At 33.7% G+C, this 13,857-nt stretch carries 13 protein-coding genes; all 13 read right to left on the reverse strand.

Translation table 11 applies throughout. The annotated features are described in order from the left end of the window. Nucleotides 1-130: 130 nt before the first annotated feature. The 13 genes from M0G43_RS04800 to M0G43_RS04860 all read right to left on the reverse strand — a co-directional run bounded on the left by M0G43_RS04800 (nucleotide 131) and on the right by M0G43_RS04860 (nucleotide 13,852). Entirely contained in the window at nucleotides 131-1,255 is a 1,125-nt protein-coding gene (locus M0G43_RS04800; RefSeq protein ID WP_248023938.1) for a glycosyltransferase, read from the reverse strand. After that, nucleotides 1,252-2,355 carry a glycosyltransferase family 4 protein gene (locus tag M0G43_RS04805; protein WP_248023941.1) on the reverse strand — a complete coding sequence of 368 codons (1,104 nt, stop codon included), beginning with the start codon at nucleotides 2,353-2,355 and terminating at the stop codon, nucleotides 1,252-1,254. Before M0G43_RS04805 ends, M0G43_RS04800 begins: the two co-directional genes overlap by 4 nt. Continuing rightward, complete coding sequence (locus M0G43_RS04810; protein WP_248023945.1) at nucleotides 2,352-3,683, reverse strand: glycosyltransferase; 1,332 nt, start codon at nucleotides 3,681-3,683, stop codon at nucleotides 2,352-2,354. The genes M0G43_RS04805 and M0G43_RS04810 overlap by 4 nt, the downstream gene beginning before the upstream one ends. Before the next feature lie 60 nt (nucleotides 3,684-3,743). Then, nucleotides 3,744-4,820 (reverse strand): glycosyltransferase family 4 protein, encoded by a 1,077-nt coding sequence (locus tag M0G43_RS04815; RefSeq protein ID WP_248023948.1) that lies wholly within the window; start codon nucleotides 4,818-4,820, stop codon nucleotides 3,744-3,746. A gap of 69 nt (nucleotides 4,821-4,889) precedes the next feature. Beyond that, complete coding sequence (locus M0G43_RS04820; RefSeq protein WP_248023951.1) at nucleotides 4,890-5,495, reverse strand: hypothetical protein; 606 nt, start codon at nucleotides 5,493-5,495, stop codon at nucleotides 4,890-4,892. Between the two features lie 254 nt (nucleotides 5,496-5,749). Next, complete coding sequence (locus tag M0G43_RS04825; RefSeq protein WP_248023953.1) at nucleotides 5,750-6,433, reverse strand: class I SAM-dependent methyltransferase; 684 nt, start codon at nucleotides 6,431-6,433, stop codon at nucleotides 5,750-5,752. A 53-nt stretch (nucleotides 6,434-6,486) separates the two neighbouring features. Continuing rightward, complete coding sequence (locus M0G43_RS04830; RefSeq protein ID WP_248023955.1) at nucleotides 6,487-7,230, reverse strand: methyltransferase domain-containing protein; 744 nt, start codon at nucleotides 7,228-7,230, stop codon at nucleotides 6,487-6,489. 111 nt (nucleotides 7,231-7,341) lie between these two features. Next, nucleotides 7,342-8,535, reverse strand: coding sequence for a glycosyltransferase (locus M0G43_RS04835; RefSeq protein ID WP_248023957.1), 1,194 nt, complete (start codon nucleotides 8,533-8,535; stop codon nucleotides 7,342-7,344). After that, entirely contained in the window at nucleotides 8,532-9,725 is a 1,194-nt protein-coding gene (locus tag M0G43_RS04840; RefSeq protein ID WP_248023959.1) for a glycosyltransferase family 4 protein, read from the reverse strand. The genes M0G43_RS04835 and M0G43_RS04840 overlap by 4 nt, the downstream gene beginning before the upstream one ends. Nucleotides 9,726-9,834: 109 nt before the next feature. After that, nucleotides 9,835-10,890, reverse strand: coding sequence for an exostosin family protein (locus M0G43_RS04845; protein WP_248023961.1), 1,056 nt, complete (start codon nucleotides 10,888-10,890; stop codon nucleotides 9,835-9,837). 32 nt (nucleotides 10,891-10,922) lie between these two features. Continuing rightward, nucleotides 10,923-11,759: a class I SAM-dependent methyltransferase gene (locus M0G43_RS04850; RefSeq protein ID WP_248023963.1), complete on the reverse strand. Its 837-nt coding sequence runs from the start codon at nucleotides 11,757-11,759 to the stop codon at nucleotides 10,923-10,925. Nucleotides 11,760-11,915: 156 nt separating this feature from the next. After that, nucleotides 11,916-12,770 (reverse strand): sulfotransferase domain-containing protein, encoded by an 855-nt coding sequence (locus tag M0G43_RS04855; protein WP_248023964.1) that lies wholly within the window; start codon nucleotides 12,768-12,770, stop codon nucleotides 11,916-11,918. Further along, complete coding sequence (locus tag M0G43_RS04860; RefSeq protein ID WP_248023966.1) at nucleotides 12,770-13,852, reverse strand: glycosyltransferase; 1,083 nt, start codon at nucleotides 13,850-13,852, stop codon at nucleotides 12,770-12,772. Before M0G43_RS04860 ends, M0G43_RS04855 begins: the two co-directional genes overlap by 1 nt. Between the last annotated feature and the right edge of the window lie 5 nt (nucleotides 13,853-13,857).

Here is a 13,857-nt window from a genome sequence, read left to right on the forward strand (position 1 = left end):
TAGAAAAGGATGCCTCTTAATAGTCTTTTGTATTTTTTTAAGAATCATTCAGCAGACAAATAGCGGTATAAACTGGTTAAAAATAGACTTTATTTTCTGATAGTCCGTCAATTTAAAAAAAAAACAAATATCATAAAATTTCATTTAACAATCTCATATTGTAATGACTATATGTAAATGATCGTAAAATCACATCATTGGAATTAATTAATCGTCTAAATTGTTGACCATTGAGGTTTAATAATTTATAGAGACACTGACGCAAATCGTCTTCACTTATTGTTGATAAAAGATACCCATTATCATCCTCTTTTATATAATGTCCTAAAGAAGAAACATTGGAGACAATAGGAATACAACCGTAATTCATAGCTTCAGCTATCACTTTTGGAAACCCTTCAGATCTAGAAGGTAACAATATACTATGACACTGCTTATAGAGTTCATGAACCTTTTGTCTCGGTAAATATCCATGAAAAATAAAATTGAGGTCAATACTCGAGGATTTATTTTGATAAAACTCCTTATTTTCCCCATCACCAATAAAATGTACACAACCAATTTTATTTTTAATGGAATTATCTAATCCTGCAAAAGCATCAAGTATTAGTCCAACCCCCTTGGCTTCTTCCAATCGGCCTACGAAACAGAAATTTATTGGGGCAGATAACGTTTTGAGTTTTCGAATCGATTGTCCTTTAATTATTTCTTGTTGAGTCAAACAAGGATTCTCAAAACTCAAACATTGCTTTGGTTGATCAGCCCAAAAACCGTTAATGGTCACTGCTCTAATTTGTCGTTCCAACATCCATTTTTGAAATCTATAAGATATAGGAGCATTTTTCTGTTTCCAATTACCAGCATACTTAAACCATCCTTTTTTTGAAGTCAAGAATATTAAATATGGGATTACATAAACTCCAATTCCCGTAGGAGCCCTAAATTGAAAGTAATCAGAGGTTTTTATATATTTTCTGATAATTGTGAGAACTTTAGGGGCATTCAATAAAATGGAGAATTTGTCTTTAACTCCCTTTCCACCCAAAGCTGGAAGTGCCACAAATTGTATGGCGTCAGAGATATAGGGTAACGTATTTGGGGGTGGCTCACACTTATGCAACATTGCAATATGTACAACACGGTCGAATATTTCCATCAAATGGTTAATTTCAGTTACAGTTGAGCTTAATCCAACAATAGTCTGGTCTTTTGCAAGATAATGTTCTGTATGAGAAATGATAGTGAGGCTTCTCATGGTATGCATTCCAAATAGTTGTTGATAATATTACTCCACTTATGTTTCTCGGCCCAAGATTTTGCACCGGCAGTGAATACATTTTTTTCATTAAGAATAGTTGCAACTGCCTCTAAAAAAGCCTCTTGATTAAGCGGGTCAACCAATAAGCCAGATTTACCAACGGCAATAGCATCTTCTATACCACAACCTGATGCGCCTATGGCAGGAACACCGAGAGCATTGGCTTCTAATATAGCAATGCCAAACCCTTCAACATCTCCAGATCTGGTTTCGCTGCTGAGCATTACAAAAATATCTGATCCGTCGAGCATAAATTGCAAATCTTGGTCACTTAAACGCCCATGAAAAGTTACATGTCGATTCACATCTAAACGTTTAGCGATAATCTCAAATTCTGCAGCTTCGGTTTTAATCCCTACACAATGATAATGTATTTCTGGATAAGCTTTAATAAGATTAGGCAAGTGATGTATGACATTTTTCTGTCCTTTTCTCTCAGTAACGTTACCAACTGTTATCAGCTTTGGGTATCCTGTTAATGGAAGAACATCTTTATTTAAATCCGATTTGAACTTATCAGGATTAAAACCATTAGGAATTACTTTAATGTTAAGATCAAGATGATCTACCAAACACTTTGTATAATTTGAAACGGCAATAACAGTATTAAATCTTTTAAGGGAAAGATTAATTGATATTTTTAACAATAAAGACTTAAAGTTAACTTCCGTACCATGAATTATCGCAATAAAGTATCTGTTAAAAAATAAGCTGAAAAATGCGGCCGTCCATAGAGAAAATTTTCCTGTCGCAATAACTGTTGAAACTTTTTTAATGGATTTGTCTACCTGTTTCAACCGTTTAAAATACATCAAAAATCTTGGTGAAGTAATTTTTATTCTTTGCACCTCAAAAGGGAGATCCATATCGAAAAGGCTTTCTTCCTCACCGTTTAATGAACGTTCATCGACGATTACGGTAACTGGGTGATCATTACGAGACAATTGCAAAGCCAAATTATAGGCATGATTACCAATACCTCCAGGCTGTGGAGGAAATTCAGATGTAATGATTAGAATGCGCTTTTTACTTTTCAATTTAAAGTTTCAATTTGTGGGCCCTGTTTTAATTTAATCGTTGCAAGACGCCAAGATTTAATGATTTGAATCACTATAAAGGGGCTAATAAAAATTGCAATGATAGATCCCAACAACATCATTCCCCTGCTTCTCTTAAAACGATAAGGCATAACTGATGAAGGCATAACTTTAAATAAATTAAGTAGGGCTAATTTGTTTCCGAAATAGTTTCTATAAAAGTACAAAACTGAAGGAATAGGTCTTGGTGCAAACAAGTTTTTGGGACGCAAGGCATCCCAGCTACCCATTTCCCGTAATCCTCCATCTATTGCCTTAAGATGTAAACGTTCTGCAAATGGATTTGAAATATTCAACATATCGCTCAAATATGAACGTAAACCAAACTCACCATCTCCCATACGCTGCTTCTCAAATTGTCTGTCAAATAATCCGATTTTCTCAAAAACCGCTTTCTTCAATAATACATTTCCTGTGTCCAACTGGTCACTGACTCTTAAAAAAGAATAATTTCCTGGAACTTTTGCACCAACAGCAGATATAGAAACACCAGAAGACAAATCAGCATTAAAATAATCTAAACATTTTAAATGTTCAGATATCCAATTTGATTTGACCCTACTGTCATCATCAAAAAGCAGTAAATAGTCTCCTCTAGCTATCTGAATTGCCTTGTTTCTTGCCAACCAGAGAGCTTTCTCATTCTGTTTTATAAGGCTGATATCAAGATTGAACTTTTTATAAAAGTCTTCATCAAGTGGCTCGGATTGGTCAACGATAATGATTTCAAAATTTCTATAATTTTGACACTCTAAATCTTTAAGAACGTCTTTTAGATAACTATATCTATTTAAAGTAGGAATAACTACACTTACAAGGGGTTTAAGCTCCAAAAGGGTTGATTTGAAATTATCGTATCCATTGTGAATGATAGGTTGATCATTTAAATTGACTCGGATGACATCTTTTGACGACACAAAAGCCTTTAGTTCTTTCACAGGATTTTTAAAGCTAGCCAATCTCAAAACTAAAGTATATAGAACCCAAGCAGGATGAAAGTTTTTTCTAATGAATCTGTAATTATCTTTCAAACTTACTTCTTCAACCGTTATATAAGTATCTGCATTGCCTACGTAACCCTTTTGTACTGCCTGCCAAGAAAGATCATACTCGGTTGCTTTCAATGAATCATACCCGTCATCTTGCACTAACTGCTTCAATATAGTTTTGTCCAGTTGTTCAATTTTCGGAAATACAGATTTCCCCGATTTGGTGTACAGTTGGAAATAGTGGGTAGGCTGCAAGTACTTTAAAATTGGAAATAGCATAAAATGGGATATTTCATCAAAAGATCATTTTTATTTCAATTATATACTAGGATAAATATTTCAATTCAAAAGTTCATACTTAATTTGATTATAAATAACCGCTTTATCAAAGGTCTCATGATATAAATTTTCGAAATATGAACCTTTCAAGCTTTTATTAACAATATGTGCAGTCAATTTTTCATTAAGTTCATCTACGGAAGTTGGATCAAAGGTAAAATTGTTTATTTCGAAACGATCTTTATCAATAAAATTAAGTGCCCCAAACTTTGATGATACGATTACCGGTCTACCCAAAGCAATGGCTTCAATAAATACCAATCCAAAAGCCTCATTGAGACTGGGTAACACTAGTACATCCATTTGTTCATAAAATGACACCATCTCTTGTACTGATAAAGGGCCTAAAAAAATCACCTCCTTTTGAATTCCTAAAGTATTGATCTTTTTTTCCAGTTTAGGTTTATCTGGACCATCTCCTGCTATAAATAATTGAATGTTTTCAAGTCCAGCATTTTTTAAAGAATTAATTGATTTAAAGATAATTTGATGGTTTTTGTCCTCTAAAAGTCTACCTGGGCAACCTATTTTGAATGCATTCGGAAATTTATTTTCATACATAGAAGTGTTAGGGAAAGAGCGAAAGTTTAAAATATTTGTCCAAAAGGGTATACATCTTGTATTATTTTCTGGAACACCATAGATGCTATGCATTTCTTCTTTTAAAATTTTAGAATTGGCAATAACAAGTTGTGCCATTTTAAGGAAAAGTGATTTTATATAAACCTTAAAAATGTTGGGTTTTCCATGTCCATAAACCGTATGAAACCATACAACATTTTTTTTTATGCCATAAAATTTACCGAACAATAATGCTGGGTTGACCAAGCTGAAATTTGAAAGTATGACATCTGGCTTTGTAAGCTTTATGATTTTTCGAATATTGTTATAATTCTGAAAATATCCTGCACGCTTGTTTCCATACACATTAACCCCATTTAGAGAATAATTTTCTTTCTTGCTTTTTAAATGAAAGTTATACACTTGGTGGCCATCTTCTGCCAGCTTTTCAGATAATTCTTGAAAAAAATCTGAAAGCAACCCTTTGTTTCGCGTATAAAATAATAAAATCTTCAATTATCTAAATTATGGGATTGCACTAAATATTATTTCAAACTAAAGTACAAAAACTGTAATATATTTGATTTATCTTGCCGCATATACTTCATTGTCTATTTTTATAAAATCTTTTATCAATGCCTCAAAAGTTTCATCATTTTGAAAATTTTCATATCTATTGTTAAAACGACTATTTTCAAAACTACTCCCGCCACCATATCGATTCAATATTTTATTGGACTCTTGCAAATCCGATATAAAAAATGGCTTTAAATTCATTTTTCTTAAGTCAGCCATCAAATGATTATATCTTACAATATTGATATCGATACTTTCTGAAATTGAATGATGATCAAACCATATATTTCTAGTAAACTCGACTACTTTTTTATGTTTTCGAAGTTGGTTGGCCATATGGGCATGGTTCAATCTACTTGCCATTACATTCTTTACATCCCGGATTATGAGCAATTTTAAATATTCTGTGTCTTTAAAATGTTTTGTATTCAAAATGTACTTACAAGAATCATGATAATCTTTCAGTATTAAGTCTTCAAATCCAACTATCAATAATATTTTTGAGGAAAACCTGAATTTGACTTGTAAGCCATGATTTCCATCAATTTGATGTTTTATTCTTTGATTGTTGAAAAATATGACAGAGGCACTTGTCGAATCCATCAGAGTTTTCATTAGGAAATGATTACCAGACCTCCGCATTCCGTTAATAAAAACAATTTTTACATTCCTGTGATTTAGCTTTAAAACTAGTTTTAGCAAAAAATCATATATAGACACATAGAGTCTGTAGGGTCTACTTTTCCATAGTTTCTTTTTTAAATTGTAAAATGGTATTTTCTTGGATAAATCCTGCATCATTTAAAATTTCATGAAATAAAATTCAGCTTTTAAATTTTCTGGTCAATAGCCGATTTATATAAGAGAGATTAAGTTAGCCCGTGTCTTGAGAATTTCAACATAATTTGTTGTTCGTCAGATTTTTTTCCAGTAATGTGACCTAGGTCTTTCAAACTGCCTAAAACCTCCAAACTCAGGCCATATTTATAGGCTAAATTCCTATAAAACTCCAAGGTCCTAAAAACCACAGGGAATCCTTGCCATTGTCCTTCTTTGTTAGAACCAATGTTGACGTTTGCGTAAAATTTGCCATCTTCGGACAATAGTTTACTCGCCATTTGAAAACAAGCATCAACTATAGTATCATTAAGATGAATCAATACCGAAAATGCAAACATGACATCAATCTCATCATCAGCCTTTATTTCATCGAAATGATTAAAATGAATCAGTTTTGGCATTTTGTGTAGTAAATTCGATGCCTTAAGTTCCTTTATACCCTCTTCTAAAACCCCCTTTCTAACCTCTATTCCATAATAGTTAGACACATCCAGATAATCAATTATGGGTATGCCACCCCGTAATGTACCACAACCAATATCCATCAGTTTATCGGATGGCTTAAGACCTTGACTCATCAAAAATTTTATTTGAAAGTCTCTCTTCATTTGCCATAGATTGCCAGCTCCCACCAAAGAATGCCTTTTCTCCTTACTGGTTTTAAAGAGATTACTCAAACTTTGTTTGATCTTAAATAAAGAACTTTGACTCATTTCTTTTTTGTATTAAAGTTGATTAAATTGTTTTGTTATAATCTCACTTCTGATTATCTCAATTTATAAGCAATAGCCACCAAGTGTGCCGTTTCAACAGGCACATCGTCTAAATTTTTAGATTGGAATTTGTTTATAACATTGCTCGCCATAGCCTTGATAACTCCCGCTGGATTATTTTTTTTAAATCCCTTTAAACCGTTTAATCTATACTTACCCGTTTTTACCGCATAATGGACATCTACTTTATGGAAATAGTGCGAAAGCAATGCTTTTAATTGATCTTTGGTATAATGACGTATATGATCTAAATTTCGGTTAATGCCTTCATTCTTTATGTAATCGCCATTAGGAGTAGTGAAGTAAGCCCATCCACCAGGTTTAATTACCTTTGATATGTTTTCCACAAAAATGGTATCTGCTTCCACATGCTCAATGACCTCAACACATACTACGGCATCATAGGATGAATCCCGCAATGTACAGGCTGTCATATCTTGAATAATAAGGTCTTTAATATTAGAGCGTTTTTTTTGGATGGTAGACAATATTGCTTCAGTAAAGCCTAAATTCAATTCGGTTTTAGTACCACCTTCTTGAGGTATGTCCATTAAAGTAAAATCAGCATCTATGCCAACACTGTAGGGTGATTTTCTTCCCCCGACATCTAGGATATGAAGGTTTCTCAAAGATTTTATATCTTTCTTCACTAACTTTTTAATATCGCTTCTAACAGTTTGCAAGTGCACAGGCATCACAGGAAAGGTGAACCACCTAAACCATTCGTATCGTGTCATTATATCGATTGTGTAATAGAATTAATCTTATGCAATAATAAAGTTTAAATCCCAATAATCCTTGAGGTATTTTTAAAACATTGGTGCCTTTTTGTTTTAAAAAGCAGAATATTAATATGTGTAAAACCTAATAAAAGCTTTTTGCTGTGTTTCCAAATCAAATTCCTTTTTAACGCGTTCAGAAGCCTTATATTTTATTGTTTGAAACTCCTCAACAGGCATGTCAACAACTTCCATAATTCTTTTGGCCAAAAGCTCTGGTCGTCTTTTTGGAACAACCCAACCAGTAATGCCGTCAACCACATTCTCATCAAGCCCTTCTGCGTTGGACACGATACAAAACACTTGCATACATTGAGCTTCTAAAACTGAATTACAAAATCCTTCTTGAACACTATATTGTAGGTAAATATCGGTTTTTTTTAGCACCTCTTTAATTTCTGCTGGTGTCAATTTTCCCGCAAACTCTACGCTGCCGGTCAATCCTAATTGATGCACAGCAAACGCCAAACGTTCTAACTCCTCTCCTTCACCTATAATTGTATAATTAAATGGGATTTTCTTTTCTTTAAGTAGAGCCAAACAATCTAGGGTATAGTTCAATCCCTTTTTCCAATGAAGTCTGGCTATTGTTGTGATTTTTAAAGAATGATGGTCGACAACAGATTTAGGTTCATTATTTGAAAAAAATTCAACATTAATCGCAGGAGTTATCACATGTATCATTTCATCTTTTATTCCATATTCCAACAATGTGGTCTTCATTCCTTTAGACAAGACGTGAAACTTAACCTCCTTTTTGAAAAGCAAGTCATAACAACCAGGGTGTTTCAATGGAGAGAGATATAAATCGTAACCTCTAAAACTAACAGCCATTTTGGCCTTGATAGCCATGGCTACATTTTCCCGTCCGTTAGCCAACATTCCAAACCCAAAATGGAGCCAATCCAAATCTTCTGAAAATAAAAATTGATTAAGCACTACTGATTTTAAACAATTTACCAAAGGTTTTCCGTCCTTGGCTTCCAATTGAAACAGTCGATAGCTTGTCAAAGGATATTTAAAAAAAATCTTGAAAAGAGACAAGAGCAAACTATAAAGCAACTTTAGTGTGGACCCGCTATAAACTGTACCGCTGACAATCTTGCATGGAAAATCTTTAGCTTTTGGTACTTTATAATCTACAAACAGAGTTACCTTATGGCCATTTTCAATTAACCCTTTTATCTTATTTCGAAAAAAAGTTTCTGAATAACTGGGAACTGAAGATAGCACAATACCTATATGTTTAGGTTTCACAGTCATATTACCTCATCGTTTTCAATAGCATTATTGGTCAAAACAGAATGATACAGTGCTACCATGCTTTCTATCATTTGTTTTTCAGTATGTTGCAATTTGATTGTTTTTTTAGCTGCTTCGATAATTTTTTCAACTCTTGAATTGGGTAACTGAAGTATCTCCATTATAACATCAGCCATTTTTTTGGAATCTCGTATTGGAATTAAAAAACCGTTATAATTGTCTGTTATAACTTCAGAAATACCTCCACAACTAGTAGTCAAAACCAATGTCCCTAATGCCATTGCCTCTAAAACAACATTTGGAACACCCTCTTTCAGACTCGGTAGTAATAGCAAGTCTGCAGATTGAATTTTTGTCTTAACTTTATCAAATGGCAGATTATCCTCAAGATGTACATGATTTGTTAAATTTAGATCAGACAGATGGTATAATAGCTCTATATCAGAGTTTCCTCCTATAATTTCATAGTGGAAATCAACCCCCCTTGATACAAGTAAATTACACGCGTCAAGAGCGTAATGATAACCCTTCACCCAATGCGGCCTTCCCACGGAAACAATTTTAAAAATTGAATTCGATTTTGAGAAACTATTGGCTTGCAGGTTCAAACCACTGTAAATAACTTTTATCAAGTCTTTTTTGGCACCGTACCTCTGTGCTTCATTAGCAATAGCCCATGAAACGGCATGAAAAGCGTCAACTTTTGGAAAACTTTGTCTATAAGAGTCAGCCAATGCCTCATCAGCAACGGGAGAATAGTTGATATGGGCACCTCTTAAGCTCAATACAAGTCGTATGTTAAATTCTTTTACCCAAACCCATTCCTCCAGACTCTTGGCCCATTGCACATGCAAAACGTCCGGTCGATGCCACAAAACTGGATAACTCTTGACTTTTGAATAAAGATTGTTCCCATATAAATCCACAATTATACGATCCAACTTTTTTTTGTCTTCATTGCGAAAAAGAAAAAGAAGTAAGTTATACTTTAAAAAATGTAAAAGTTTTGAAAGTTTGTTATGTCTGTAAGCAACCACCTTTACCGATGTTGCATAATTGATAGTTTTATATTTTGCACCAAAAAGATAAATAGAAATATTTGAGTTAGATAGTCCATTAACAAGTCTTTCAATAAATGTTGAACTAGGAATTTCTCCGGAGTAAATGGCTATTTTGAGTGATTTATTCAATGAATGTATCTATTTTTTAATTCCTATGGCATTAAAATAATGTCATCTGTATCACCTAGTTTCAATTAAGCTCACAATTTAGACATTTTAGAATTAGTATTGTTCATTTTTAAAGCGTGTCAAACAAAGCTTTAAAATAGCCACCAAGTCGCATTTTTTCCCTCCACAATGTTCTATTGTCAACCTGAAGTTGATTAAAGGATTGCTCATCCAACGTTTTGTGAAATTCAAAAACTTTCTGCGCTATTATATGACGCTCATTCGTTTCGACCCAAACGACATGTCGCTTCCAATCAATAGAATCTGACAAAGGCAATATGCATTCTGAATTTATTAAAACAGGTATTCGCCCCAAAGCCAGTGTTTCATAGAACCTCACAGAAAAATTTCCTGCACCTCTGTAACAAAGTACGTAATCGGAGGCTACTATATTCTCAAAAAACTCTTTCGCAATATGAGATGCCGACCTATGAAAATCAATACCACCTCCATGCTTCTTTCTATATATGAAATTAGTTTTAACTAATGAGGAATTCTCAAGTGATTTTAAAAAACGGTATCGCAAATAAGAAGTAGAGATTATAGGCTGGGGGAGCTGCATCCTGAAACCTAATGCATACCCAATATTTCTATAGACAACTTTAAAGGTTTCTTTGATGGCATTCAAAATGGAACTGTTAACTTGTCCACAAAAACCCACTGTTGGTGTTTCAGTGTAGGTTCTAGTAATGGTTGAAGATCGGTTAAACCATTTTGGCAATGGATCTTTTATGAAGACTGGTAACCCTACATGATTAGATGGGAATTTACTTCTGTCCCCTCCCTGCCTTAAAACTAAAACATTTTTAAAGTCAGGGATTTTATATCCAAAATCACCATTGTTCACAATTAAGACTTTCAACATATATTTCTGGGCCTCAATAATAAAATCGATTGCTTGTTGTCTCTTCTCTCTTTGAATATAATAGGTCCATGTCATGGGAAGAATCGCTATATCACTATTTTCTATGGAGTCTACAAAAGTGAAATCATGCTCAGAAACACCATATACTGTGATGCGCTCTTCATCGGTAAAACCTTTATGCTTGAAGTAGGGCTGTAATATTGGAGTTAGATAGCCACGCTTATCAAAGTTTAAATGAGTCTTTGGAAAGTATATTTTCATAATCAAGTATTAGGCAATCTAAAGTTGATAAACTATTGACTCTTTTTTAATTTTATATATAAACTGCTGCTAAGCATCTCATTAATAACAGGTACATTTTTAAAAGCACTTCCTTTAAAAAGATAGCTTACTTTGCTTTCCACAACCTCAACGTTATTAAATTTCTTTATAATAGCGTTGGCTCTTTTCACAGTCATCTTATTTAAACCTCCTTCTAAATCCTTGTAATGTTCAAATAATTTATGCCTGTTATGGTATACCGAATGTACGCGCATCATATGCTTCTCAGGTATCAATAGATGTATCCAAGGTCTATCTTTTCTAAACGTTCCTCCCATATGTCTACCATATGGGCTACACCATGTAGGCCCAAACTTAATCATCACCATTCCATCCTTTTTAGTAAGACGGATAATTTCAGATAAAATATACTCGGGATCTTCAAAATGTTCAAATGAATCATGGGAAAAAACACAGTCAAAAGATTGATCCTCCAACTGTTCAGAGCGTGATACAATAAAATGCAGATTTTTAATCCCGTTCTCTTTTTTAAATTTACTGGCAGCCATCTGACCTTCTAGTAAATCAATACCCACTACTTCAGAATTTGCTAAATTGATAGCGAGTGCCACAGAAAAACCTCCTTCACCGCATCCAAAATCTAAGATTCGTTTGTTGTTCAGGCTACTAAAATCTTTCATATGGTAGGCGTTTAGGAACAAACGTTCATACTTATTGACATTCATTTCAACATCCACACCTCGTTGCCTTCTAGGTTTTGGGGGCAAATAGCAACAAGTTTTGAGAACCAACTTTTCAAACCTTGTAAGTTTATTGTACTGCGGAAAATAATCTGACATTGAATTCATTTAGAAGTGGTTTTATCAGAATGATTTATGTTATGCATGCAATTTTAATTTGTTATATTTTGATTTAAAGTTCAAATATAGGCTTATGCTATCATATTTTAAATTATATTCTCCAACACTTCATTAGTCTCATTCCAACAGAAAGAAATCTATACTTCAATGATCTCTTCGGTCGTAAAAATCGGGAGAAAACAAATCTAAAATTTTATTGATTCTTAAATATTCTGATTCCTTTAAATGCTGAATTTTACCATCACCATTAAGAAGTTTACTCCTTTTATGTGTTTTAGAAGAAGGACTTTCATAATGTTCTTCTAATTTCTTTATCGGTTCAAGATTCAACTCATTGCACATATGCCGAAATAGATTGATGTCCTTTCTTAAATCTTCATATTTAATAACGTGATAACTTTTACTTTGTGGTCTCAACAGCTTTAAAGGAATGACATTTTCAATGCACCATCTCAAGGTTAAGACTTCTAGAGGTGTAAAGTGTTCAGTATTTTTAATATCCAAATGGAAATTATCTCTGATTAATCGAACCAGTTCATTTTGAGATTTAAAAATTTCTAAATTATAAAGCCAAGGAAAGTTAACCTGTTGTTGCGAGTGTAAGACATCGTAAGGGTTCCTCAATATATGGACGACTGGTATATCAAAATCCCGATTCATATAGGCAGCTGACAGATTTCCACGAACAAATTTTATAATGAACCTTTTAGGTATAAAAGGCCATAAGTGGCGTTTAAATTTTCTGTTACTACATTGTGCAATCCAATCACAATCAACCCTATTTGCAAATACTTTTTTCAAATAAAGGTGGGCAGCGATAGAATCTTCTTTAGTTTGAATCAATTGATCACATAACAGATAACCTCTTGATGTATTTGTTTCATGTTCTGGTTCAAATAACATACGATAGCGATGTTGCTTTGCAATTGTTTCCGAAATCCAGCTAGTGCCACTTCGAGCAGTTCCTACAATGATAATATGTTTGTTGTATACACCCATTACGCAAGCTTTTCATACAACAATTCATGTGCAGCCACAAAACGATTAACAGTAAAATGTTCTTGACAATAGTTTCTCAGCGCTATTCCTATTTTGGACAATTCTTCCGGACCCAAATTTTTCATGTATAAAATCTTCTCTGTGAGTGCCTTTACATTTGCTGGTTTAAACAATAATTCGGGAAAATCCTTAAGAACGTAATTAATGCCTGTAATATCAGAACCCAATAATGGCACCCCCATACTCATAGCTTCCACCAAAGCCATAGGCATACCCTCCTTTCGACCTTCATCCAGAGTTGGAATTACATATAAATCTGCGTCTGCCAAATAAGGTCTTACATCAGGTTTCTTACCTAAAAAATGTACTTTTGAATCGACATCGAGTGTTTTAGCCAATTCTTTAAGTTTTTCACCATAGATACTATCGTCATCTCCGACTATGGTTACGGAAATGAACGGGTCATTTATCATACTTATTGAACGTATAAGGAATTCAATCCCTTTGACGGGAACCAAATTGGCAACAGTAACAATCCTGAATACTTCAGAAGCACGTTTTTCAAAACCGATTGGACTATAATAACCTGTATCCAATCCTAAAGGAATGAGTTCTTGTTCTTTTTTGTTAGGAAAATATTGAGACATTTCATCATTAATAGTAATAATGAAATCAGCAAGAAGGCTTTTTATATACCAATGCTTATTTGCAAATCCCATGGCCTTTTTCGTGTAAATCCATTTGCTTCCACTCATTTTGGATGCCACAGCTTCAGTCCAATCATTGCTCCATTGCCAAGAATGGACAATATCATAACGTTGCTTTCTAAAAAATTTCACCAACTTTAAAATACGAACTGGCAAAGTGATATAGGGTCGATAAGTGGTCTTTGTAGAAAACACGTGGACAGGAACTTCTAAAGACTTTATGGTCTCAAAAAAATAACCTTTATCATTTCCACAAGCAATTTCTATATCAAACCTGCTCTTGTTCAAACCTTTTACCAAATCATAAATAACTTTACCACTTCCCGCGGTGTCAAAATTGGAGGTTGTGAAAAGAATCCTTATTTTTCTTGTCATATCAG

Origin of the sequence: Subsaxibacter sp. CAU 1640, from assembly GCF_023156585.1 — a bacterium.
Taxonomy (GTDB): domain Bacteria; phylum Bacteroidota; class Bacteroidia; order Flavobacteriales; family Flavobacteriaceae; genus JBPOFM01.

What these genes read in the sequence shown, in the direction of transcription:
- M0G43_RS04860 (WP_248023966.1), bottom strand. Translation starts at nt 13,852, where the DNA reads ATGACAAGAAAAATAAGGATTCTTTTCACAACCTCCAATTTTGACACC.
- M0G43_RS04835 (WP_248023957.1), bottom strand. Translation starts at nt 8,535, where the DNA reads ATGACTGTGAAACCTAAACATATAGGTATTGTGCTATCTTCAGTTCCC.
- M0G43_RS04845 (WP_248023961.1), bottom strand. Translation starts at nt 10,890, where the DNA reads ATGAAAATATACTTTCCAAAGACTCATTTAAACTTTGATAAGCGTGGC.
- M0G43_RS04825 (WP_248023953.1), bottom strand. Translation starts at nt 6,433, where the DNA reads ATGAGTCAAAGTTCTTTATTTAAGATCAAACAAAGTTTGAGTAATCTC.
- M0G43_RS04820 (WP_248023951.1), bottom strand. Translation starts at nt 5,495, where the DNA reads ATGAAAACTCTGATGGATTCGACAAGTGCCTCTGTCATATTTTTCAAC.
- M0G43_RS04855 (WP_248023964.1), bottom strand. Translation starts at nt 12,770, where the DNA reads ATGGGTGTATACAACAAACATATTATCATTGTAGGAACTGCTCGAAGT.
- M0G43_RS04810 (WP_248023945.1), bottom strand. Translation starts at nt 3,683, where the DNA reads ATGCTATTTCCAATTTTAAAGTACTTGCAGCCTACCCACTATTTCCAA.
- M0G43_RS04800 (WP_248023938.1), bottom strand. Translation starts at nt 1,255, where the DNA reads ATGAGAAGCCTCACTATCATTTCTCATACAGAACATTATCTTGCAAAA.
- M0G43_RS04850 (WP_248023963.1), bottom strand. Translation starts at nt 11,759, where the DNA reads ATGAATTCAATGTCAGATTATTTTCCGCAGTACAATAAACTTACAAGG.
- M0G43_RS04830 (WP_248023955.1), bottom strand. Translation starts at nt 7,230, where the DNA reads ATGACACGATACGAATGGTTTAGGTGGTTCACCTTTCCTGTGATGCCT.